Origin of the sequence: Modicisalibacter sp. MOD 31.J (assembly GCF_020147985.1) — a bacterium.
GTDB classification, from domain to species: Bacteria; Pseudomonadota; Gammaproteobacteria; order Pseudomonadales; family Halomonadaceae; genus Modicisalibacter; species Modicisalibacter coralii.
Window position 1 is genome coordinate 516,166 of sequence record NZ_JAGXFF010000004.1, and the last position, 23,161, is coordinate 539,326.

Consider the following 23,161-nt stretch of genomic DNA (forward strand, 5'->3'; position numbering starts at 1 on the left):
TCTCGCTCCCTCCAGCGACTACGCTCTAGCTCTGGGACAGCGCAGGAGGGCGCGAGGATGCGGCTGAGGATCGGCTACGAGATCGTCTACGAGTGCCCGCAGGCGGTGCCGATGATCGTGATGACCCACGTGCACTATTCGCGGGCCTCGGATCTGGTGGCGCCGGATTATCTGGTCACGCTGCCGCCGTTGCCCAGCGAGCCCTACCGCGACTCGTTCGGCAACTGGTGCGTGCGGCTGGTGGCGCCGCCGGGACGCACCGTGATCGCCACCGATGCGGTGATCGACGACCCCGGCCAGCCCGATCGGGTGGATACCCAGGCGCCGCAATTGCCCGTGGAACGGCTGCCGGCCGAGACCCTGCTCTACCTGATCGGCAGCCGCTACTGCGAGACCGACCGGCTCTCCGACATCGCCTGGCAGCTGTTCGGCAACGGTCCCACCGGCTGGCAGCGCGTGCAGGCCATCTGCGACTTCGTGCACCGGCACATCAGCTTCGGCTACCCGTATGCCCGGGCGACCAAGTCGGCCTGGGAGGTCTATCACGAGCGCGGCGGCGTGTGTCGCGACTTCGCCCATCTGGCGGTGGCCTTCTGCCGGGCGATGAACATCCCGGCACGCTATTGCACCGGCTATCTCAGCGACATCGACATCCCCCCGCCACACGCCCCGATGGACTTCCATGCCTGGTTCGAGGCCTACCTCGACGGCGGCTGGTACACCTTCGACCCGCGCAACAACGACCGCCGGGTCGGACGTATCCTGATCGCCTACGGGCGGGATGCCGCCGATGTGCCGATCGCCAACACCTTCGGGCCCAACAGCCTGGTATCGTTTCGGGTCTGGACCCATGAAGACGACGGCGTGTCGCCCCTGGCGCACGGCCGGTCCTGACCCAGCGAGAGGGAGTGAGCCTTGGAGCGTGTTGCGATCCTGGTCGATGTGCAGAACGTCTACTACACCACCCGTCAGGCCTTCGGCCGGCATTTCGATTACCGGGCGTTCTGGCGCCGGGCCACCGCCGGCCGTGAGGTCGTCGCCGCGTTCGCCTACGCCGTGGAGCGTGGCGACGCGCAGCAGCGCCGCTTCCAGGAGATTCTCCGCGGGATCGGCTTCACGGTGAAGCTCAAGCCGTTCATACAGCGGCGTGACGGTTCCGCCAAGGGCGACTGGGACGTGGGGATCACCCTCGACGCCGTCGAGCTCGCCCCCGGGATCGAGCGCCTGGTACTGGTCTCGGGGGATGGCGATTTCGCGCTGCTGGCGGACCGGCTCGCCGAGCGTTTCGCCATCCCGACCGAGGTCTACGGCGTGAAAGCCCTCACCGCCGAGGCCCTGAGACGCTCGGCCTCGGCCTTCATCGCCATCGACGAGTCCCTGCTGCTGACGCCTTCCTGACGGGCCGTCGGAGCGCCGACCGCCGGATCGCCGGCCGCCGGATCGCCGGCCGCTCAAATATCGCGGTGACGCTGCATCCAGTTGATCAATCCGCCGTCGAGCAGCACCTCGACCTGCCGCGGGGTCAGGTCGTGGCGAAGCCGAACCTTGCCGTTGGGCGTCTCGGCGGGCACGGTATCGCCGTCCTCGAGCGCCTGGTGCAGCCCCGAGAAACGCAGCGTCTGGCCGGATTCCAGCGCGTCGTAGTCCGCATCGCTGTCGAAGCGCAGCGGCAGCACGCCGAAGTTGACCAGATTCTGCCAGTGGATGCGTGCGAAACCCTTGGCCACCACCACGCGCAGGCCCAGATAGCGCGGGGCGATGGCGGCATGTTCGCGGCTCGAGCCCTGGCCGTAGTTGCGCCCGGCGATCACGGCGTGGTCGCCGCTGTCGTGGGCATGGCCGACGTAATCCGCGTCGACGGGCCCGAAACAGAAGTCCGAGATTCGCGGGATGTTGCTGCGATAGGGCAGCACCTCGTTGCCGGCGGGCATGATCTCGTCGGTGGAGATGTCGTCGGCCATCTTGAGCAGAATGCTCAGCTCGAGGTCGTCACCGATCGGCTCGAATTCGGGCAGCGAGGCGATATTGGGCCCCTTGATCAACTGGACCCGCGAGGACTCCGATTGCGGCAGGGGCGGCATCAGGTTGCGGGTGTCGACGATCGGATCGCTCGGGTTGCCGACCCGGGGGACATCGAAATCGAGATCGCGGGGGTCGGTGATTTCGCCCCTGAGCGCCGAGGCGGTGGCGGTCTCCGGGCTGCACAGGAAGACCCGGTCCTCGCGGGTGCCGGAGCGGCCGGGAAAGTTGCGCGGCACGGTACGCAGACTGTTGGTGTCGTTGGCCGGGGCCTGGCCCATGCCGATGCAGCCGTTGCAGCCGGCCTGGTGGAGACGGGCGCCGGCGCCCAGCAGGCTGAGTACGTGACCGTCGCGGGTCAGGGTCTCGAGGATCGAGCGCGAGGTGGGGTTGACGTCGAACGACACCCAGTCGCTGACCTGGCGGCCCTTGACCATCTCCGCGGCGATGGCGAAGTCGCGATAACCGGGGTTGGCGGAGGAGCCGATATAGGCCTGGGTTAGGTTCTCGCCGGCGATCTCGCGTACCGGCACCACGTTGCCCGGGCTCGAGGGCCTGGCGATCAGCGGCACGACGTTGGCCAGGTCGATGGTCTCGTGCACGTCGTAGTCGGCGCCCTCGTCGGCCTCGAGCGGTGAGAAGTCGTCGCGGCGGCCCACCGACTCGAGGAAGTCTCTCACCGCCTCGTCGGCGGGAAACACGCTGGTGGTGGCGCCCAGTTCGGCGCCCATGTTGGCGATCACGTGGCGGTCCATGGCCGACAGGGTGGCGAGCCCCGGGCCATAGTATTCGATGATGCGCCCGGTACCGCCGTCGACGCCATGGCGGCGCAGCATCTCGAGGATCACGTCCTTGGCGCTGACCCAGTCGGGCAGCGCATTGGTCAGCTTGACGCCCCAGATCTCGGGCATCTTGAGATGAAAGGGTTCGCCGGCCATGGCCATCGCCACGTCGATACCGCCGGCGCCGATCGCCAACATGCCCATCGAGCCGGCGGCGGGGGTGTGGCTGTCGGAGCCGAGCAGGGTCTTGCCGGGTTTGCCGAAGTGCTGCTGGTGCGTCGGGTGGCTGACCCCGTTGCCGGCCCGGGAGAACCACACCCCGAGTCGTGCGGCGGCACTCTGCAGAAAGCGATGATCGTCGGGGTTCTTGTTGTCCTCCTGGATCAGGTTGTGATCGACGTACTGCGCCGAGACTTCGGTCTTGACCCGGTCGAGTCCCATCGCCTCGAGTTCCAGCATCACCATCGTGCCGGTGGCGTCCTGGGTCAGCGTCTGGTCGATGCTCAGGGCGATCGGCTCACCGGGGTGCATGCGTCCCTGCGCCAGGTGCGCGTCGATCAGTTTTTGCGCCACGTTCATGGCCATGGTGTTTCTCCTTTTGCGGGTCCTTCCTGCGTCCTGTCACGTTCGCTACCCCCAGTGTAGAAAACCTGACCAAGTCGACTAACGTTGCATGCCCGGGTGGCTGACTCGGGGTTTCGCATGTTCTATGTTACGTAAACGTCAATATTAGCCATGGCGCAGGCCGAGCGTTGAAAGCCGGCCCGTGGCGCGCGGTCGTGATGTCCCACCCTCGACGTTGCGGCCGGCTACATTGACGGGGAGGGATCGCCGCACGCGCCGTGGTCGCCGGCCGGGGCAGTGATCCGTTCCCCGGACGGTCGCTCACGAGGCGGCCGCTTCCCGCCGGTGCGTCGCGGCGCATCGCTCACCCCGTGATCCGGGACGAGACAAGGAACGCCAGATGAGTCAAACCAACAAGACTGCCATCGTTCACAAGCCGTCGTTCATGAACGGCGACGAGTTCCGCATCCCCGTCTTCAAGCTGCTCAAGCAGGACGGCACGCCCTACAAGCAGGCCAGGCTGCCCGAGCTCGACCGCGATCAGGCGCTGCGCATCTACCGCGCCATGCTCTTCACCCGCGTGCTCGACGAGCGCATGCTCTCGGCCCAGCGCCAGGGGCGGTTGAGCTTCTACATGCAGTCCACCGGCGAGGAGGCGACGGTGGTCGGCAGCACCGCCGCGCTCGACGACGGCGACATGATCATGGCCCAGTATCGCGAGCAGGGCGCGCTGGCCTATCGCGGCTTCGGCCTCGACGAGTTCATGGACCAGCTGTTCGGCAACGAACACGATCACGGCAAGGGCCGTCAGATGCCGATCCACTACGGCTCGAAGGCGCTCAACTACCTGACCATCTCCTCGCCGCTGGCCACCCAGATCCCCCAGGCCACCGGCTATGCCTACGGGCAGAAGATGGCCGGCGAGGGGCACTGCACGATCACCGTGTTCGGCGAGGGCGCGGCCTCGGAAGGCGACTTCCATGCCGCGCTCAACATGGCGTCGGTGCATCGCGTGCCGGTGATCTTCCTGTGCCGCAACAACGGCTACGCCATCTCCACGCCGGCTCACGAGCAGTTCTCGGCCGACGGCATCGCGCCGCGCGCCTTCGGTTACCGGATGAAGGTGATCCGTGTCGACGGCAACGACATCCTTGCCGTCTACCAGGCGACCCGTGAGGCCCGCAAGCTGGCGGTGGAGGACAACCAGCCGGTGCTCATCGAGGCAATGACCTACCGGCTCGCCGCCCACTCCTCCTCGGACGACCCCTCCGGCTATCGTAGCCGCAAGGAGGAAGAAGCCTGGCGGGACAAGGACCCGATCCTGCGCATGCGGTTGTGGCTCGAGGGGCAGGGCTGGTGGAGCGACGACGACGAGAAGCGCGAACAGGAGGCCCGTCGCCGCGAGGTGCTCGAGGCGATGAAGGCCGCCGAGAAGCGCCGTCCACCGGCCCTCGAGACCCTGGTCACCGACGTCTACGACCGGGTGACGCCGGCACTCGCGCAGCAGCTCGCCGATCTCGAGGTCCACATTCGCAAGTATCCGGACGCCTACCCCAAGAGTGCCCCCTATCTGGATGACGACACGGCGGCAGGAGGGCGCGATCATGGCTGAGATGAACCTATTGCAGGCCATCAACAGTGCCCTGGACACGGCGATGGCCGCCGACGACAAGGTGATCTGCTTCGGTGAGGATGTCGGCGTGTTCGGCGGGGTGTTCCGCGCCACCAGTCATCTGCAGGAAAAGTACGGTCGCGATCGCTGCTTCAACACCCCGCTGGTCGAGCAGGGCATCATCGGCTTCGCCAACGGCCTGGCGGCGCAGGGCTCGGTGCCGGTGGCGGAGATCCAGTTCGCCGACTACATCTTTCCGGCCTTCGACCAGATCGTCAACGAGACCGCCAAGTTCCGCTATCGCTCGGGCAACCTGTTCGACGTCGGCGGCCTGACCATCCGCACGCCCTACGGCGGCGGTATCGCCGGTGGCCACTACCATTCCCAGTCGCCGGAAGCCTATTTCGCCCATACCCCGGGGCTCAAGGTCGTGGTGCCGCGCAACCCGCATCAGGCCAAGGGGCTACTGCTGGCGTCGATCCGCGATCCCAACCCGGTGCTGTTTCTCGAGCCCAAGCGGCTGTACCGCGCCGCCGTGGGCGAGGTGCCCGACGAGGACTACGAGCTGCCGCTGGGCGAGGCGGAAATCACCCAGGCGGGCTCGGACATCACCCTGCTCGCCTGGGGCGCGCAGATGGAAGTGCTCGGCAAGGCGGCGGAGCTCGCCGAAAAGGCGGGCATCTCCTGCGAGATCATCGACCTGCGCAGCATCCTGCCCTGGGATGTCGAGACGGTGGCCGAGTCGGTGCTCAAGACCGGCCGGCTGGTGATCAGCCACGAGGCGCCGCTGACCAGCGGTTTCGCCGCCGAGATCGCCGCCACCATCCAGAGCCGCTGCTTCCTCTACCTGGAGTCGCCCATCGCCCGGGTGACCGGTCTGGACACGCCGTTTCCGCTGACGCTGGAAAAGGAGTACCTGCCGGATCATCTGAAGATCTTCGAGGCGATCAAGGCCACCATCGATTACTGAGCGGCGCGTTCGGGAGAGACAGGACATGAGTGATTTCATTCTGCCGGACATCGGCGAAGGCATCGTCGAGTGCGAGCTGGTCAAGTGGCTGATCCAGGAAGGCGACACCATCGAGGAGGACCAGCCGGTCGCCGAGGTGATGACCGACAAGGCACTGGTCGAGATCCCCGCCCCCCACGCGGGGCGCGTGACCCGGCTCTACCATCGCGAGGGCGAGACCGCCCGCGTGCATGCCCCGCTGTTCGCCGTCGAGCCGCTGGACGGCGCCTCGCCCGACGAGGCGACTTCGCCGACCGACCAGGCGGCGAGTCGGACCGATGAAGCGCCGAGCGCGATGGGCGCATCCGACGTATCGAGCGGCGCCACGCAGGACGCGCCCGGTTCCGCGGACGAGGCGGCGGCGAGCGAGGATTTCATCCTGCCGGACATCGGCGAGGGTATCGTCGAGTGCGAGGTCGTCGAGTGGCGCATCCGCGAGGGTGACGAGATCGAAGAAGACCAGCCGGTGGTCGACGTGATGACCGACAAGGCGCTGGTCGAGATCACCGCGCCCAGGGCGGGGCGCGTCACGCGGCTCTACCACCAGCCGCGGGAGAATGCCCGCGTGCATTCGCCGCTGTTCGCCTACGTGCCGCGTGACGGGCAGGTCGAACGTCCCTCGACACCGGCGCGACACGCGCCGGCGGGCCGCGCCCCGAGCGAGGCGTCGTCCGGTGCCGAGCGCGCCGCCGGTACGGGCAAGGGACCCCACGGGCGGATTCCGGCGAGCCCGGCGGTGCGACGCCTGGTGCGCGAACTCGGCGTGCGGCTCGAGGACGTGCCGGGCTCCGGCAAGCACGGTCGGGTGCTCAAGGAGGACATCCTCGCCTTCGACAAGTCGCGGCGCGACGAAACCCCGATAACGGCCGGAGCCAGTGAGGCAACCGCCACGACCGAGCGGGCCGAGCAGGGCGAGGTGCGCGTCGAGCCGATCCGCGGGGTGCGTGCGGCGATGGCCCGGCGCATGAGCGAGGCAGCGTCGACCATCCCCCATTTCAGCTACGGCGACGAGATCGATGTCACCGAGCTGCTGGCGCTGCGCGAACGGCTCAAGCCGATGGCCGAGCGCGACGGCACCCGGCTGACGCTGATGCCGTTGATCATGAAGGCGCTGGGGCTGGCGGTGACGGCCTATCCGATCCTCAACAGCCGGATCAGCGACGACGGCAGCGAGATCCACTACCAGCCGCACTGCAACGTGGGCATGGCGGTGGATAGTCGGGCGGGGCTGCTGGTGCCCAACGTCAAGCGCGTCGAGCGGTTGAGCATCCGCGAGATCGCCGACGAGGTGGCGCGGCTGACCGAGGCCGCCCGCGAGGGGCGGGTGAGTCAGGCCGACCTGCAGGGTGGCACCATCAGCATCTCCAATATCGGCGCGCTGGGCGGCACCTATGCGGCGCCGATCATCAACCCGCCGGAGGTGGCGATCGTCGCCCTGGGTCGGGTCCAGACCCTGCCGCGCTTCGATGCCGACGGCAAGGTGGTGTCGCGGTCGATCATGACCATCACCTGGTCGGGCGACCACCGGATCATCGACGGCGGTACCATCTCGCGCTTCTGCAATCGCTGGAAGGAGTACCTCGAGGCACCGCAGACGATGCTGCTCGACATGACGTGAACGCAAGATAGAGGGCGGCATGGCCCGGGATACGCTCGAACAGTTCTACATCCCCGAAGAGCAGTCGATCTACCTGCTCAGTCACGACGACGCCCGCAAGCTCAAGGACTGGGTCGCGCTGTGCCGCACCCAGCTCGAGCAGCTCGGCTATCGCGACATCGAACTGGTCGGCAAGGGCGCCTACGGCTTCGTCTTCGCCGGTGTCTCGGCGCATGAGGCGCATCACGTCTTCAAGTTCTCGCGGATCACCCTGCCGCAGCACCTTCAGGATCGCCTGGAGGAAGAGGCGTTCATGCTCGAGCAGGTCGATCACCCGCGGGTTCCCCGGCTGGTCGCCTTCCAGCGCATTCGCCGGCAGTCGATCCTGGTCATGGAACGCGCGCCGGGCATCAACCTCGAGGAGTATTCGCTGCGCCACGGTCGTCTGCCGCCGCGGCTGGTGGTGCGCATCGCCGCCCAGATCGCCGACATCCTGCGCGGCCTGCGTCGCGAATCCGGCCCCCACGGCAAGCCGATCGTGCATGGCGACATCAAGCCCTCCAACCTGGTCTTCGATCCGCGCAGCGAGACCGTGGCGCTGATCGACTGGGGCTCGTCGGTGTTCGCCCAGCTCGACGCCAACGGCCAGTTCATCTCGACCAGCGTCATGGAGCTGATGTCCGACGACCTGCAGCACACCAACGCCCGGCTGGGGGATGTCTATTTCATCGGCGAGGAGCAGCTGGGCGGCGGGCTGTCGTCGCCGCGCTTCGACGAGCAGGGCGCGGCCGGCACGCTCTACGCGTTGGCCTCGGCGCAGTCGTGTCGTTTCGGCCATCGGGCGATACCCGCCACCGCGCTGGGCCTGCCCGTCGAGTTCGCCCGGGTGCTCGACGGCATGCTCGATGACGACCCGCAGCGTCGCCGTCGGGCCGGTGACTATTTCCTCGCCGAGATGCCGCGCCTGTCGCGGCTGGTGATGCTCGATCTGCCGGAGCCGCCCGAGCCGGCGCTGGTGCCGGTCTGGGTGCGGCCCAGCCGGCGCGAGATCGATACCGTGGTCTACAGCTCGCGCAAGTCGTTCCTGCGCGAGGCGGCGGCCGCTACCGACACCCTCAGCGCGGTCAACGACGTCCAGCTCGACCGCTACTACAAGAACTTCATGCAGGGCATGGGCGAGACCGAGAAGGCCTTCCTCGCCGCGGTCAGCCGCCTTGGTCGTTATCCGGTGGTGGGCGGGCTGGCGGTCCGCTGGGAAAGCGACGGCGTGTACATCGACAGCGTGCTCAACCTGCACGACCTGTCGCGCCGCACGGCCTTCATCGCCGCGGTCAACAACATGGTGACCCTGGCGCGGGCGATCTACCGTCGCGGCGTGTTCAAGAGCTGCCTGTTCAATGCCCGCGATACCCTGCACATCGACCGCGCGGGGCCCGACGAGCCGTTTCATCCCGGGCCGGACATGACGCTGCCCTATGAGGTGAGTGCCGCGCCCGATCTCGAGGATCGCACCCGCATTCACTCCTACTTCGAGGACGGCCCGGATCCCGAGGAGTTCCTGCAGCTCCCCGAGGCGATCATGCAGCAGCTGGAAGCGCTCAACGCGATCCACCACACCGGCCTGATCATCTTCGAGGCGTTGCCGAACCACCTCAAGATTCACAGCTATTACCGCTTGCTCGACCCGGCGCGCGAGGCGCAATTCCGGGCCTGTCTCGACGCCATGCTCGCCGCGGTGCCGTTGATCCGCGGACTGGGGGTGTCCGGTTACATGAAGATGCCCTACAAGGACACCAAGGTGTTTTCGCACATCGAGCAACTGCCGGCGCGGTTCTATCCCCGGGACCCGCGGGGTGAAGGGCAGGCGCGACAGCGCGATACCTGAGTCGTTGTCGATTTAACCTATATTAAATACAAAGCGTGCTTAGGGGGTTACCGTGGCGGCATCGGACGACATCCGACGCCGTCACCGGCTGTGATTGTTGAGGCTTTATGTAACGTCTACGTTTAAGGTCAAGCAGCCGAAAGTGACGCTGTAGCAAGCAGACTAATGGAGGAGTTTGCGATGAAAGAGACCCAGGATCTTTTCCCGACCCGGCTCGAACGAAAACTGGGCATGTTCGAGCGTATCGACCCCGTGGTTCACAGCGAAGGTGAACAGCGCAAGGGGCCGCTCAGCGAAGAGCAACTCGACGAGTTCGACAGAAAGGGCTTTCTGTCCTTCGAGGGTTTCTTCTCGCCGGACGAGATGGAGAGCTTTCTGCAGGAGTTGCGCGATTACGAGGACGACGCGGACCTCAAGCTCTCCGAGGGGACCATCCTCGAGCCCGGCAAGGAGGAAATCCGCTCGATCTTCGGTATCCACGAGGTATCCGAGCGTTTCAGCCGGCTGACTCGCGACCCGCGGCTGCTGGCGATGGTTCAGCAGATCCTCGGCAGTGATGTCTACATCCACCAGTCGCGGATCAACTACAAGCCCGGCTTCAAGGGCAAGGGCTTCGACTGGCATTCGGATTTCGAGACCTGGCACAGCGAGGATGGCATGCCGCGCATGCGCTCGGTGAGCTGCTCGATCATCCTCACCGACAACGGCGAGTTCAATGGCCCGTTGATGCTGGTCCCCGGTTCGCACAACTACTTCGTGCCCTGCGTGGGACGCACCCCGGAGGACAACTACAAGGAGTCGTTGAAGAGCCAGGACATCGGCGTGCCGGACGACGCCAGCCTGCGCGACCTGATGGTCGAGGGTGACATCGAGGCGCCCAAGGGGCCGGCCGGTTCGCTGGTGATGTTCGAGTGCAACACCCTGCACGGGTCCAACATCAACATGTCCTGCTGGCCGCGCAGTAACCTGTTCTTCGTCTACAACAGCGTCGAGAACACCCTGCACGACCCCTACTGCGGGAATCGCCCGCGGCCGGAGTTCCTCGCCAACCGCAAGGACTGGCGTCCGCTGACCCCGGTCGAGTGAATCGCACACCGCGAACGCCGATCCCCTGCGACGGGCACCCCTCGGGGTGCCCGTCGCGTCTGTGCGCCCCCGGCGTTGGCGCTCTCCACGGCATGCCGTAAGGTGGAGGGCGGGTTGACCCAGGAGGAGATCGGCATGCTCGATACCGACACCCGCTTCACGCGCGCCATCGCACGACTCGATGCCTTGCACGCCGAGGATCCGCGCACCGTGCGGGTCGAGGGCGAGACGCTGCCCTACGAACTGCACTATGCCCGCTGCATGAGCGCCTGGCTGGACCGGGTGCTGCCCGAGGCCTCCGAGGCCCTGCGGCTGGCGGTTCGCGCCCAGCATCTGCAACGCTGGCAGGTGCCTCGCGACGATTACCCACGCGACCGACCCGGCTATCTGACCTGGCGTCGCGATCTGGGGCGGCGTCAGGCGGAAACGGCGGCCGGGATCCTGAAGGCGGTGGGGTACGACGCGGCGACCGGCGAGCGGGTCGCGAGCCTGATCCGCAAGGAAGGGCTGCGCCGCGATCCCGAGACCCAGGCGCTGGAGGATACCGCCTGCCTGGTGTTTCTCGACAACGAGTTCGCCGCGTTCGCGGCCCGCCACGACGACGACAAGATCCTGCGTATCCTGCGCAAGACCTGGGCCAAGATGTCGCCGCGGGGCCACGAGCTGGCGATGACCATCGACCTGCCGGAGGCGGCGCGGGCACTGGTCCAGCGCGCCCTGGGCGCCGCCTGAAGAGTGCCTCGGCCATGCCTTCTCCGGCGCTTCAGCGCAGCTTGGTCTGGCGCCGCTCCAGCTCCTCCTCGGGGGGGCGGAAGGCGTCGGCGCGGGCGCTGTCCCAGAAATGCCGGTACACCTGGTGGGTCGGCGTCCCCTCCAGCAGCTCGCCCGGGGCGAGATAGGCATAGAGCGTGTCCAGGGTCTGGACCTCGGTCGGCGAGGCACGCCGCAGGACGTGTTCGGGGCCTAGCTGGCCGGGGTGGGTCAGGCCCGCGGCGGCCAGCATCTCGGCCAGTGCCTCGAGGGTGTTCTCGTGGAACTGCCGGACCCGCTGCGACTTGTCGGCGACATCCAGCTTGCGCCCGCGTTGCGGGTCCTGGGTGGCCACGCCGCTGGGGCAGCGGTCGGTGTGGCAAGACATCGACTGGATGCAGCCCAGCGAGAACATGAAGCCGCGGGCGGCGTTGCACCAGTCGGCCCCCAGGGCGATGGTCCGCGCGATGTCGAAGGCCGAGATGATCTTGCCCGAGGCGCCGACGTGAATCCGTTCGCGCAGCCCGGCGCCGACCAGGGTGTTGTGGACCAGCAGCAGCGCTTCGGTCAGCGGCATCCCCAGCCGATTGATGAACTCCAGCGGTGCCGCGCCGGTGCCACCCTCGCCACCGTCGACGACGATGAAGTCCGGGCGGGTATCGCTCTCGAGCATCGCCTTGACCAGCCCGAACCACTCCCAGGGGTGACCGATGGCCAGCTTGATGCCCACCGGCTTGCCGCCGGAGAGATGGCGTAGCCGGGCGATGAAGGCCATCATCTCCAGGGGTGTGGTGAAGGCGCTGTGGCCGGCCGGCGAGACCACGTCCCGGCCCATCGACACACCGCGGGTGGCAGCGATCTCCGGGGTCACCTTGGCGGCCGGCAGAATGCCGCCGTGCCCGGGCTTGGCCCCCTGGGAGAGCTTGATCTCGATCATCTTGACCGACTCGAGCGTGGCGTTCTCGACGAAACGCGACTCGCTGAAGCTGCCGTCGTCGTTGCGACAACCGAAGTAGCCCGAACCGATTTCCCAGACCAGGTCGCCGCCGTGGCGGTGGTAGGGCGAGATCGCCCCCTCGCCGGTGTCGTGGTAGAAGCCGCCGTCGCGCGCGCCCCGGTTGAGGGCGCTGATCGCATTGGGCGAGAGCGCGCCGAAGCTCATCGCCGAGATGTTGAACACGCTCGCCGAGTAGGGCTTGTCGCAGTCGGCACCGATCACCAGCCGGAAGTCGTGATCGTCGATCGTCGCCGGATGCAGCGAGGGGCTCATCCACTCGTAGCCCTCGGCGTAGAGATCCAGGACCGAGCCGAAGGCCTTCTTGTCCGAGACGTTCTTGGCACGCCGGTAGACCAGCGAGCGTTGCTCGCGGGAGAACGGCTGGGCGTCGGTGTCCGATTCGATGAAGTACTGACGAATCTCGGGGCCGATGGACTCCAGGCCGTACCGGAAGTGGGCGAGTATCGGATAGTTGCGGCTTACCGTGTGGGACTTCTGCCGGATATCGTAAGTGCCCAGTGCGGCCAGGGCGGCGAAGATCGCGGCCGCCCAGCCCCACCCCGAGGCCACGGGCCACAGCCCCAGCGAGACGACCAGGCCGATCAGGCTGGCGATATAGGGGGCATAGCGGAAGGGGAGGCGACTCAACAGCGAAGGTTGGTGCATCGGTGGGCTCCTGTCGACGATGCGGGGCAGTCCAGGACAGGCCGTCACGCGTTGTCAGCCCGTCATGATGAGAGGACCGATTATCCCCCGTGTCGTTCCGTCGTCCCAGTAGTACCGTCATCGATACGACCCACGCCCTTTCGGTCGCCAGACTGAAAAGGGGCGTCGTCGAGGCCATGACGCATCTCCGTCGAAGGCATGGCCCCATCCGCCGCGACACGTCGCGTATCGTGGCTTGACGACTCGGGGTGGCGCTATCCGGCCGGTCAGCCAGGCGAGCCCTAAGAAAACGCTGCCTAAATAGCTGCGCGGGCCGATCACTTTGTTGTGCGGTGCGCGGAATCCTCACCTATACCCCATAGGCTCCGGTTCCTGTGCGCCGTACGCCTCGTGCTTGACACCGCTCGCTGATTTATTCAGCGCTTCCCTAACGGCCTTCGCCTTCCGCCAGACGATTCAGCCCGTCGCTGTCGAGGATCTCGAACTCGCGCCCGCGGGTGGTCATCAACCCCGACTGCTGAAAACGCCCCAGCAGGCGGCTCACGGTCTCGACCGCCAGCCCCAGGTAGCTGCCGATGTCGGCCCGCGACATGGCCAGCCGGAAGCGGTGGGGCGAATAGCCGCGGCGCTGGAAGCGGGCCGACATGGCCACGAAGAAGCTCGCCAGCCGCACGTCGGAGGTTCGTCGCAGCAACAGGCGCACCAGCATGCGCTCATGATGGAGCTCGCGACTCATCACCTGAAAGAGGTGCTCCCTGAGCCCGATGACGCTGTCGCCCTGGCCGTCGAGATGGTGATAGGGGATCTCGCAGACGGTGGTGGTCTCGAGGGCGGTCACCGTGCCTGGATAGCGCCGTTCGCCGAGGGCATCGAGTCCCACCAGCTCGCCCGGCAGGAAGAAATGGGTGATCTGGTCCTCTCCCGACGGGCAGCGCGAGGTCTGCTTGAGACTGCCCGAGCGCACGACGAACAGGCTGGAAAAGGGCGACTCCTGATGGAGCAACGTCTGCCGCTTGTGCAAGGGCGGCCACTGGCGGGTCAGCGATTCGAACCGCTCGACATCCCGGAGCGTGAGGGTCGAGGGAACGCACAGCGCGCTCAGACTGCACGTCTGGCAGCGCAGGTCGTGCGAGCCGGCGAATCGCATGAGGCGGCTCGGCTTCGTCATGTCAGCCACTCCCTGATGCTCTGTCCCACGGTGAGTATGGAAGAGCATGAACGAGTAAAAAGACTGGTATTTGCCATCTGGCCCGGACTGAGTTTGCTGGTTGCCTGCCCTTCATTTCCGGACGCATGACGTCCATCAAAGTTTACTTGGTATTCGCTGGGTACATTGCGCGCCATGAGAGGGCCTCAAGACCCTTTCGGGATCGGGCATGACCTGTTGTCGCGCCCGGACAGACCTGTTCACAAGGGAGACCGACGATGCCGTGCGCGTTCGATAACAAGACAAGAGCCATCCTGCCGGAAGAGGGGCGCTTTCCGGCCATCGCGCATGAAGCCGACGAGACAGCGCGTTATCGCCAACTGGCCCTGCGCTTTCTGACCTATCACCCCGCCCTCAGCCGCCTGCTCGAGACGCTGGCCGAGGAGAGTCGGCGGCGGGCTTTGGCATTGGCGAGCACGGCCCGCGGGCTGCAACTGTTCGATCAGGTCTCGCTCGATCAGGTTTCGTTCGATGCCAATGTCCGTGCGATGGCCGAGGCGCCATCCTGCGAGCAATTCTTCGTCACCGATGAAGTGATGGGGTCGGCATTGCTTGCCGAGGCCCAGGAACAGGCGGAGGTCTCGCTGGAACGCTACCGTGCCTGGCTACGGGTCAACGCGGTCACCGACTGGCAGGCGCTGCTCGAGACGATCGTCACCCAGAAAAGCGCCGAATGCCGGATCCTGCAGGAAAGCCAGCCGGGCTGGCGGGAGGCGGCCGTCATCCCGCTGATGCCCCTGTTGCGCCGTCGCAGGGCCTAGCGGTCAGCCCGCCTGCCGCGAGGTCGGCGGCGTTTCCTGGCCGGCCTGGCCGTCGGGCAGCTCGCAGACCCAGGCCATGGCCTCGTGCTTGTGGTCGTTGGAGAAGACGCGAACTTCCAGCGGCTTGAAGAGGTGGTTCTCCAGCGCGGCCAGCGGGCGCATCCACAGATGGTCGGACACCGCCGCGGCGCGATGGAAGTGACCGAGCTGGCCGACCTGGGTCAGGCCGTAGCCCAGATCGCGCAGCAGCGCCGAGGCGGTCATCCAGCGCAGGGCATCGAGTTCGGTGTAGAGGCTGACCCGGGGATGGTCCTGCTTGGCGGCCTCGATGGCGTCGATCGCCTTCTGAAGTTCGCTGGCGTCGAGTCGGCCGCTCAGGCGCAGGGCGACGACATGCGGCGCTGGGGCGGTGATCATCTCGAGCATGATGACGACTCCTGGCGAGGTTTCATTGAGCGTAGCAGAGCGTCTGCGCTCGGGCATCGACCGCCGCCGACGTTGGGCCCGAACGCGGGCGCGGCGCTCAGGCCGCGAAAGACATGCCGCGCTGTCGCGACGCGGCGGGGCTGGTAGAATGCCGGCCTCGTCACGCCATGACCCGGAGTCCTCGGATGAGCGCCAGGAGCTGTTCCAATCCCGATGTGGTGATCGTCGGCGCCGGTGCCGCCGGCCTGATGTGCGCCCTGACCGCCGGTTACGCCGGGCGACGCGTGCGTGTGCTCGACCACGCCAGCAAGCCCGGCAGGAAGATCCTGATGTCCGGCGGCGGGCGCTGCAACTTCACCAACATGGACACCGGGCCGCACAACTTCTTCTCGCAGAACCCGCATTTCTGCATCTCGGCACTCAAGCGCTACCGCCCCGAGCATTTTCTCGAACTGGTCGAACGCCACGGTATCGAGCCGGTCGAGAAGGCGCCGGGCCAGTTGTTCTGCGCCGACTCGTCGCGCCCGATCCTCGACATGCTGCTCACCGAATGCGACTGGGCGGGCGTGGACATCCAGCTCGCGACGACGATCGAGCGCGTCGAGCGCCATGGCGAGGGGATGCGACTGACCACGTCGGCGGGAACCCTCGACACCGGCGCGGTGGTGATCGCCACCGGCGGGCTGTCGATCCCCACCATGGGCGCCACTGGTTTCGGCTACGACGTGGCCCACGCGTTCGGCCTGGCGGTGACCGAGACCCGCGCCGCCCTGGTGCCGTTCACTTTGACCTCGCAGTGGAAGGCGCGCGCCGCCGCGCTGTCCGGTGTCGCCTGCGAGGTGGAGGCGCGCTGCCGGAACGGGCGCTACCGCGAGCCGCTGCTGTTCACCCATCGCGGGCTCTCCGGGCCGGCGATGCTGCAGCTCTCCAGCCACTGGCAGCCGGGCGACGCCCTCGACATCGACCTGTTGCCCGGTGTCGACGCCTTCGCGGCGCTGCGCGAGGCCCGCGAGACCGCCCCGCGCCGCCACGTGTCGAGCTGGCTGGCGGAACGCCTGCCCCGGCGGCTGGCCCAGGCACTGATCGAATGGCACGGCGACGACGGTGTGCTCGCCGAGGCTTCCAACGCCCAGCTCGAGGCCTGGGGCGAACGCCTCAACCGCTGGTCGATCAAGCCCGCCGGCACCGAGGGCTGGCGCACCGCCGAGGTCACCCTGGGCGGCGTGGATACCCGGGCCCTGTCGTCGAAGACCTTTGCGGTTCGCGAGCTGCCGCAACTGCGCTTCATCGGCGAGGTGCTCGACGTCACCGGCGAGCTGGGTGGTTACAACTTCCAGTGGGCCTGGGCCTCGGGCGTGGCCTGCGGGCTGTCGCTGTGAGAGGTCGGGCAATGGCACGCCCAGGGGGGGGGGGGGCGGGCGGTCATGAGGCGGATCGGCAAGTGCTTGGGGGCGCTGGGCCGCCCGGGCCGTCGTGACCGCGGCGACCGTCAGGCGCTGATCGTCTGCGGTCTGGGCTACGCGAGCTACCGGCTGCTGGCACGCATCGCCGCCTCGAGACGCTACACGGCGGTGGCGGTGATCGACGACGAGCCCTGGAACCACGGCACCGAGGTGGAAGGCGTGCGCGTCCATTACCCGAGCGAGGCCGCGTCGCTGGCCCGTCGGCATGGCGTGGTCGCCGTGGTGCATGACGAGCCGGCGACGCTCGCCATGTTCGACGGCGCGACCCGCGCCGCCCTGGGCGAGGCGGGCGTGCCCGTGGTGCGACTGTCCGGCGCGGCGCCGGAGTCGCTCGAGACGCAGCTGCGCGCGGCACGCGGCCACTGATCTCGTCCGCGCGTTCATGGGGGAACGGATTACCGCGGGCTGAGGCGGCATGGCTTGAAGGTCCATGACGAGCACCTACGCTGAGTGAGCAGCGATCCTTCACGGATGAATCCCCCGACAGGAGCGTCACCATGCCTTCCACCGCCCGGCGCCTCGATGGCGATACCCTGGAAAATCGTCACCTCAAGGAGTGGCTGCGCCGCTATCAGCGTGTCCGCGCGGCCAGCGAAGCGATCTGCGCGCCCCTCGCGACCGAGGATCACGTCGTGCAGAGCATGCCCGACGTCAGCCCGCCCAAGTGGCATCTGGCCCACGTCAGCTGGTTCTTCGAGGCCTTCCTCCTGACGCCCTTTCTGGCCGGTTACCGCACCCTCGACCCGGCCTACGACTTTCTCTTCAACTCCTATTACGAGACCCACGGCACGCCGTTTCCGCGGCCGCGGCGCGGGCTGATCTCGCGCCCCACGGTGGCCGATGTATACCGTTATCGGGCTCACGTCGACCAAGCCATGGGTGAGCTGCTCGAAGCGCCGCCCGCCGAGCATCTCGCCGAGATCCGGCGTCGGGTCGAGCTGGGCCTGCACCATGAGCAGCAGCATCAGGAACTGCTGCTGATGGACATCAAGCACATCCTGGCCCAGAACCCGCTCGATCCGGTGTATCGTGACGATCTCGCCACAGCCCCGTCTGTCGACCCGGGTCCCGTCGAGTGGCTGGGCTATCCCGCCGGCCTGCACCACATCGGCCACGCCCCGCACGAGGACGGCTTCGCCTTCGATAACGAGACGCCGCGCCACCGGCGCTTTCTCGAGGCCTTCGAGCTGGCCAGCCGGCCGGTGACCAACGGCGAATTCCTGGCCTTCATCGAGGACGGCGGCTACCGGCGGCCCGATCACTGGCTCGCGGACGGCTGGCAGCAGGTCAACGACGCCGGCTGGCAGGCGCCGCTCTACTGGCGGAAGCAGGATGGTGCCTGGTGGCACATGACGCTCGGCGGGCTGCGAGCGCTGGATCCCGCGGCGCCGGTATGCCACGTGAGCTTCTTCGAGGCCGATGCCTATGCCCGCTGGGCGGGTGCGCGGCTGCCCGACGAGGCCGAATGGGAAATCGCCGCCCGCGACGCGGCACTGGCAGGCAATTTCGTCGAGCAGGACCACCTTCAGCCGATGGCCGCGGCGCCAACGCCGCACCGGCCGGGCCAGCTGTTCGGTGACGTCTGGGAGTGGACGGGCAGCGCCTATCGTCCCTATCCGGGCTTTCGGTCGCTGCCCGGGAGTCTCGGCGAATACAACGGCAAGTTCATGTCGGGGCAGATGGTCCTGCGCGGGGGCTGCTGCGCGACACCGCAGGCGCACCAGCGGGTGACCTATCGCAATTTCTTTGCGCCCCACGCGCGCTGGGCCTTTTCCGGGGTACGGCTCGCCCGCGAGGCCTGACGTGGTCGACGACGCCGGGCGAGCGAGGGTCGGGAAAGGCGGTACCGGGCGCAGCGGTCGATGGCGGTCCGTGTGCATCGCCCGGAGGGCGTGACATACTACGCGCCTTTCGAGTCAATCGTGTTACCGCTTCATGACCCCGACATTCCTCGCTGGTTACCGCCGACGTCTGCGTGGCACCCTGGCCTTCGCGCTGATCAACCTGGTCGCGGTGTGGCTGATCGCCCTGCGCTATGCCCCGTTTCTGGCGGTGCCCCACGACCCGATGGGCATCGCCTATCTGATCGTCACCTGGGTCGGTCATTTCGGCCTGCTGGTGCTGCTGGCCTGGCTGGTACTGGCCGTCCTGGGGCTGGTTCTGCCACGCCGCGTGCTGTGGCTGCCGGCCGCCGTGCTGGCCGCGGCGGGGCTGGCGCTGATGCTGGTCGACACCGTGGTGTTCGCCCAGTATCGCTTCCACATCAATCACTTCATGGTCTCGCTGTTCCTCGACGACAAGAACGGCGAGATCTTCAGCTTCACCGGCTCGACCTGGCTGATCGTCGCAGGCGTGGTGACGGGGCTGCTGCTCGTCGAGAGCTGGCTGGCCCGGCGCCTGCTGCGCGCGGATGGCGTTCGCCGGCTGCCGCTGTGGCGGGGCGTCGGCGTCCTCGTCGTCGCGCTGCTGGCCAGTCATGCGATCCACATCGTCGCCGACGCGCGCTATCAGCGCAGCGTGACCCAGCAGGTCAACATCTTCCCGCTGCTGTTCCCGGCCACCGCCAAGGGCTTCATGAAGGCGCACGGCTGGCTCGATCCGCGGGCGATGCGTGCCGCGCGTGCCGATATCGTTCACGATGCCCCGGACGACATCGCCTGGCCGAAGGCACCGTTGCAGTGTGATCCCGGCACTTCGCCGCCCAACGTGATGGTGATCCTGGTGGATACCTGGCGGCACGACGAGGTCGGCCCGGAGATCACGCCACGTCTCCTGAGTGAACTGGAGGGGGAGGGGCGCCGCTACCGGCATCACTTCAGCGGCGGCAACAGCACGCGCACCGGGGTGATGAGCCTGTTCTACGGACTCACCGGCAACTACTACCATCGCCTGGAGAACTCGCAGACGCCGTCGCTGCTCATCGAGCAGTTGCAGGCCCAGGATTACCGGCTGGGCATCTTCGCCTCGGCGAGCCTGGACAGCGTGGGTTTCGACCGTTCGATCTTCGCCTCCGTGCCGGAGCTGCCGTCGGCGCCGTCGGGGGTTACGCCGGCCGAACGCGACCGGCAGATGACCCGCCACTGGCTCGACTGGCAGGCCCTGCGTCGCGAGGACGACGTGGGACGGCCGTGGTTCGGCATGCTGTTCTACGACGCTCCCCACGGCTACAGCGTGCCCGAGGGCGGCGAGACCCCCTTCACGCCCTCGGCGGCGAACATGGACTACCTGGCCCTGGGGCCGAACACCGATCCCGCGCCGTACTTCAATCTGCACCGCAACGCCGTCTACAACGTCGACCGGCGCATCGCGCGGGTCATCGAGGATCTCAAGCGCCACGGCGAGTGGGACGACACCCTGCTGGTGATCACCGGCGACCACGGCGAATCCTTCGACGATTTCGGCGACAACTACTGGGGACACAACAGCCATTTCGCCCCGCCGCAGACCCAGGTGCCGATGCTCCTCCACGGCCCCGGCGTCGAACCCGGCGAGGTCGAGGGCATGACCAGTCATCTCGACGTGGTACCGATGCTGATGCGCCACGCCCTGGGGTGTCGCAATCCCGTCGACGACTACAGCCAGGGCCGCGACCTGCTCGACCCCGGGCTGGATCACGACTGGGTCACGGCCAGCAGCTATCTGGATACCGCGATCATCGAGGACGACCGGATCACGGTGATCGACGGCGCCGGTGACTGGAAGGTCGTCGACCGCCGTCTCGAGCCGCTCGAGGAGCAGGTGTCACCGGCCGTGCAGGCGGCGATGCGGACGATGCGCCGGTTCTACGCCCGTTGACTCAGCGTCTGAGCGGGCGCGGGACCTTGCGCGAGCGGCGACGATACAGCCAGCGCGTGGCCCGGCCCAGGCCGAGCAGCACGGCGAAGGGCAGGATCAGCAGCACGGCGAGCAGTTGACCCAGCAGCACGCCGATGTCGAGCAGCAGGAGACGCTCGGCGAGGCGCTCGAAGCGCGCCGCAAGACGGTGAAGGAACCTCGGGACCGGTATCGCCATGACGGGGCGCTCCGCGGACGCATGTCGTAACGGGCCCGACCGAAGGGGCGCCGCAATGAATAGACAGTGAGTCTGCGCCGGTTAACTTAAGCCGGACTTAACGCATCCGCGGGAAGGTGTCGGCCACGCGAGGCGACAATCGGTTCCGCCACGATATGATCCGAAGGGAGAGAGGACAGCGACAGTTCGGGGAGCGGGTAGGGGTGGCGATCCGGGGGATCGCCACGTGGCAGGCTAGTGACGGTGCATCGAGCGATACACCGCGCGGACCCGGTTGGCGAGCAGCAGTCCGGTCATCAGGCGCCGTATCAGCCGACCCGTCGAACGGGGCCGACGCAGGCCCCGCCAGGAGACCATGCCCAGGGCGGCGAGGGTCGGCGCGCGCCACTGCATGAGCCGTTCCCAGCCGTGGTCGACGGGGGCCGTGGCGTCGCGCCAGTCGCGCAGGGCCATGGCCATGTCGAGGCGTTGCTGGAGTATCTGGGTTTCCAGCTGGTCGCGATACGCGAGCCGCTCACGATGATTCATGAGAGGACTCCAGTATCTGCCGGTCCTGACCGAGATGGCTGAGTGTCGCTTCCATCAGCCGGCGCTGTCTGGCGGTGCGTCTGGCCTTGATCGCCAGCCCCGCGGAGAGCAGCAACAACACCCCGGCACACAGCGCGATGGCCAGCAGGCGGTGATCTTCCCAGTAGACCACCACGACCAGCAGCAGCAGCATGCCGACACCGAACGAGAACAGGATCAGGCTGGCACCCGCCATCAGCAGAATCGAGACCAGCCGGTCCCGCTCGAGTTCCAGCTCCAGCACGGCGAGCCGCAGACGCGACTCGCCGGTGGCGACCAGGGTGGCGAGCAGGCGGCGGGCCGCCGAGATGACGCGTTCCGCCGGTCCTTGGCGAGCCGCCATCAGCGACGACCGAGCAGCAGGCCGACCACGACGCCGACGGCGGTACCGATGCCGATGCTGGTCCAGGGATTCTCGTGGACGTAGCGATCGCAGATGTCGGCGCTGTCGAGCATGCTGTCGCGGGTATCGTGATAGAGCTTCTCGCCACGTGCTTCCAGCCGGGCGCGCGTTTCATGCAGGCGCTGCTGGGCACGATCGCGCATTTCCTTGATGTTGCCGCGGGAGTCCTCCGCGGTGGCATTGACCAGTTCCTCGACCGTGCGAGACAGGTTGTGCAGATCTTCCTTCAGTTGAGCCGTGCTGGTGTCACGATCGGAGTGCCCGGTGGGGTACATGGCCATGAGTGTCTTCCTTTGACGGTGAATGACGCTTTCATCATAGCAGCGTGATTTGACGGTTCAACGGCTGCCCGGAATACCGGCGAGAAAGGTGTTGAGGCTGAAGCCCAGCCCGAGCCGCTGCACGTCGTTGTCGTAGTCGATCAGGCTTTCTCCGTAGCCGTCGTAATACTGGACGTAACCGCGAATCTTGCCGGCCAGCGGGAAGGAGTAGTCGAGCTGCACGCCGTAGTGATTCTTGCCGGGATTGCCCCTGACCAGCATCGACAGTTCCTGGTCGCCGAAGGCGCGCACCAGGGTGACGTCGCCGTAACCGATGTAGTTCTCGAGGTCGGGGTTGTCGTCCTCGGCATCGCTTTCCGGTATCCGCCAGTGAGGCGCCACGCTCAGCGCCCATTCGCCGCGCTGGAAGAGCATGTCGGCGTAGAGCCGGTTCCAGCTGCGCGACAGGGTCTGGGAGCGGCCGTTGGACTGATGCGCGAAGCCCACCCGGTTGATGGTGTTGGTCCAGCCCAGCAGCGTGAGGTCGTTGTCGAAGCTGACGAAGGCCTCGGGTTCGTAATTGGTCTCGCGAAACGGCGACGAGGCATCGGAGTTGTAGGCCTGCCACCAGCTGCGCTGGGTGTAGGCGAAGTAGAGATCGCCGTTGTGACCGAAGATGTCCTCGAGCACGTTGATCTTGAGGCTGACCTGGAACTTGACCTCGGCGTTGTCGGCGTTGGCGTTGTCGCTGATGGCGTCGAAATCCGTCTGGTTGGGGTCGGTGTTGTAGGTCCAGGGCAGCAGGTAGTTGCGGCGATAGACGGTGATCGCCAGCGGGTTGCGGTTGGAGTCGCGCTCCAGCTCGCGGCGGGTCTGTGCCTGTTCGAGCACGGCCTCCGTGGCCGGGTCGCTGGGCTGGTCGGTGGTGTCCTCGGCGTCGCTCGACTGGGCGTGGGCGGTCAGCGGCAGGGCGAGCATCAGCGAGATCATGCACAGGGGGAATGCCTTCAGCGCGGTCGGCGAGGCCATAGAAATACGTCCTGTAGGAGACATCAGAGGTCCGTTTCTACCACGCTTCGCCGGCAAGTCAATTAT

22 protein-coding genes are annotated in these 23,161 nt (G+C 67.1%); 13 read left to right on the top strand and 9 right to left on the bottom strand.

Features of this window, described 5'->3' with window-relative positions; genetic code table 11:
• The first annotated feature begins 57 nt into the window (after positions 1-57).
• On the top strand, positions 58-894 hold the full coding sequence (locus KGR00_RS16335) for a transglutaminase family protein (RefSeq protein WP_224419677.1): 837 nt from the start codon (positions 58-60) through the stop codon (positions 892-894).
• Positions 895-915: 21 nt separating this feature from the next.
• Positions 916-1,398 (top strand): NYN domain-containing protein, encoded by a 483-nt coding sequence (locus tag KGR00_RS16340; protein WP_224419678.1) that lies wholly within the window; start codon positions 916-918, stop codon positions 1,396-1,398.
• A gap of 53 nt (positions 1,399-1,451) precedes the next feature.
• On the opposite strand, the gene KGR00_RS16345 is transcribed toward KGR00_RS16340, so the two are convergent.
• On the bottom strand, positions 1,452-3,386 hold the full coding sequence (locus KGR00_RS16345) for an aconitate hydratase (protein ID WP_224419679.1): 1,935 nt from the start codon (positions 3,384-3,386) through the stop codon (positions 1,452-1,454).
• 379 nt (positions 3,387-3,765) lie between these two features.
• Between KGR00_RS16345 and KGR00_RS16350 the strand changes: the two genes are divergently transcribed.
• The 6 genes from KGR00_RS16350 to KGR00_RS16375 all read left to right on the top strand — a co-directional run bounded on the left by KGR00_RS16350 (position 3,766) and on the right by KGR00_RS16375 (position 11,286).
• The gene (locus KGR00_RS16350; protein ID WP_224419680.1) at positions 3,766-4,977 is read left to right on the top strand and encodes a thiamine pyrophosphate-dependent dehydrogenase E1 component subunit alpha; all 1,212 of its coding nucleotides are present in this window, start codon (positions 3,766-3,768) and stop codon (positions 4,975-4,977) included.
• On the top strand, positions 4,970-5,947 hold the full coding sequence (locus tag KGR00_RS16355) for a transketolase C-terminal domain-containing protein (RefSeq protein ID WP_224419681.1): 978 nt from the start codon (positions 4,970-4,972) through the stop codon (positions 5,945-5,947). Before KGR00_RS16350 ends, KGR00_RS16355 begins: the two co-directional genes overlap by 8 nt.
• Positions 5,948-5,972: 25 nt before the next feature.
• Positions 5,973-7,604, top strand: a complete 1,632-nt coding sequence (locus KGR00_RS16360) for a dihydrolipoyllysine-residue acetyltransferase (RefSeq protein WP_224419682.1) — start codon at positions 5,973-5,975, stop codon at positions 7,602-7,604.
• A 19-nt stretch (positions 7,605-7,623) separates the two neighbouring features.
• Positions 7,624-9,468: a protein kinase gene (locus KGR00_RS16365; protein WP_224419683.1), complete on the top strand. Its 1,845-nt coding sequence runs from the start codon at positions 7,624-7,626 to the stop codon at positions 9,466-9,468.
• Positions 9,469-9,648: 180 nt separating this feature from the next.
• Entirely contained in the window at positions 9,649-10,554 is a 906-nt protein-coding gene (gene thpD / locus KGR00_RS16370) for an ectoine hydroxylase (protein ID WP_224419684.1), read from the top strand.
• A 135-nt stretch (positions 10,555-10,689) separates the two neighbouring features.
• Positions 10,690-11,286: a DUF4202 domain-containing protein gene (locus tag KGR00_RS16375; protein WP_224419685.1), complete on the top strand. Its 597-nt coding sequence runs from the start codon at positions 10,690-10,692 to the stop codon at positions 11,284-11,286.
• 31 nt (positions 11,287-11,317) lie between these two features.
• On the opposite strand, the gene KGR00_RS16380 is transcribed toward KGR00_RS16375, so the two are convergent.
• Both KGR00_RS16380 and KGR00_RS16385 read right to left on the bottom strand, forming a co-directional pair.
• The gene (locus KGR00_RS16380; protein WP_224419686.1) at positions 11,318-12,967 is read right to left on the bottom strand and encodes an FMN-binding glutamate synthase family protein; all 1,650 of its coding nucleotides are present in this window, start codon (positions 12,965-12,967) and stop codon (positions 11,318-11,320) included.
• Positions 12,968-13,394: 427 nt separating this feature from the next.
• The gene (locus KGR00_RS16385) at positions 13,395-14,135 is read right to left on the bottom strand and encodes a helix-turn-helix domain-containing protein (RefSeq protein ID WP_224419687.1); all 741 of its coding nucleotides are present in this window, start codon (positions 14,133-14,135) and stop codon (positions 13,395-13,397) included.
• A gap of 257 nt (positions 14,136-14,392) precedes the next feature.
• Here KGR00_RS16385 and KGR00_RS16390 point away from each other — a divergent pair, with 257 nt between their 5' ends.
• Positions 14,393-14,935 (top strand): hypothetical protein, encoded by a 543-nt coding sequence (locus KGR00_RS16390; RefSeq protein WP_224419688.1) that lies wholly within the window; start codon positions 14,393-14,395, stop codon positions 14,933-14,935.
• A gap of 3 nt (positions 14,936-14,938) precedes the next feature.
• Here the strand turns inward: KGR00_RS16390 and KGR00_RS16395 are convergent, their stop codons facing one another.
• Positions 14,939-15,361: an STAS/SEC14 domain-containing protein gene (locus tag KGR00_RS16395; RefSeq protein WP_224419689.1), complete on the bottom strand. Its 423-nt coding sequence runs from the start codon at positions 15,359-15,361 to the stop codon at positions 14,939-14,941.
• A 185-nt stretch (positions 15,362-15,546) separates the two neighbouring features.
• On the opposite strand from KGR00_RS16395, the gene KGR00_RS16400 reads away from it, so the two are divergent.
• The 4 genes from KGR00_RS16400 to KGR00_RS16415 all read left to right on the top strand — a co-directional run bounded on the left by KGR00_RS16400 (position 15,547) and on the right by KGR00_RS16415 (position 20,619).
• On the top strand, positions 15,547-16,740 hold the full coding sequence (locus KGR00_RS16400) for an NAD(P)/FAD-dependent oxidoreductase (RefSeq protein WP_224419690.1): 1,194 nt from the start codon (positions 15,547-15,549) through the stop codon (positions 16,738-16,740).
• A 45-nt stretch (positions 16,741-16,785) separates the two neighbouring features.
• Positions 16,786-17,190 carry a hypothetical protein gene (locus KGR00_RS16405; RefSeq protein ID WP_224419691.1) on the top strand — a complete coding sequence of 135 codons (405 nt, stop codon included), beginning with the start codon at positions 16,786-16,788 and terminating at the stop codon, positions 17,188-17,190.
• Positions 17,191-17,321: 131 nt separating this feature from the next.
• Positions 17,322-18,626 (top strand): ergothioneine biosynthesis protein EgtB, encoded by a 1,305-nt coding sequence (gene egtB / locus KGR00_RS16410; protein WP_224419692.1) that lies wholly within the window; start codon positions 17,322-17,324, stop codon positions 18,624-18,626.
• Positions 18,627-18,759: 133 nt separating this feature from the next.
• Entirely contained in the window at positions 18,760-20,619 is a 1,860-nt protein-coding gene (locus KGR00_RS16415; RefSeq protein WP_224419693.1) for a DUF3413 domain-containing protein, read from the top strand.
• A gap of 1 nt (position 20,620) precedes the next feature.
• On the opposite strand, the gene KGR00_RS16420 is transcribed toward KGR00_RS16415, so the two are convergent.
• The 5 genes from KGR00_RS16420 to KGR00_RS16440 all read right to left on the bottom strand — a co-directional run bounded on the left by KGR00_RS16420 (position 20,621) and on the right by KGR00_RS16440 (position 23,095).
• Positions 20,621-20,836 (bottom strand): hypothetical protein, encoded by a 216-nt coding sequence (locus KGR00_RS16420; RefSeq protein ID WP_224419694.1) that lies wholly within the window; start codon positions 20,834-20,836, stop codon positions 20,621-20,623.
• A gap of 234 nt (positions 20,837-21,070) precedes the next feature.
• A complete protein-coding gene (locus KGR00_RS16425) occupies positions 21,071-21,364 on the bottom strand; it encodes a YqjK-like family protein (protein WP_129138707.1) in 294 nt (97 codons plus the stop codon).
• On the bottom strand, positions 21,351-21,746 hold the full coding sequence (locus KGR00_RS16430) for a phage holin family protein (protein WP_224419695.1): 396 nt from the start codon (positions 21,744-21,746) through the stop codon (positions 21,351-21,353). The genes KGR00_RS16425 and KGR00_RS16430 overlap by 14 nt, the downstream gene beginning before the upstream one ends.
• On the bottom strand, positions 21,746-22,087 hold the full coding sequence (locus KGR00_RS16435; RefSeq protein WP_129138705.1) for a DUF883 family protein: 342 nt from the start codon (positions 22,085-22,087) through the stop codon (positions 21,746-21,748). The genes KGR00_RS16430 and KGR00_RS16435 overlap by 1 nt, the downstream gene beginning before the upstream one ends.
• Before the next feature lie 57 nt (positions 22,088-22,144).
• A complete protein-coding gene (locus KGR00_RS16440; RefSeq protein ID WP_224419696.1) occupies positions 22,145-23,095 on the bottom strand; it encodes a phospholipase A in 951 nt (316 codons plus the stop codon).
• Positions 23,096-23,161: the final 66 nt, after the last annotated feature.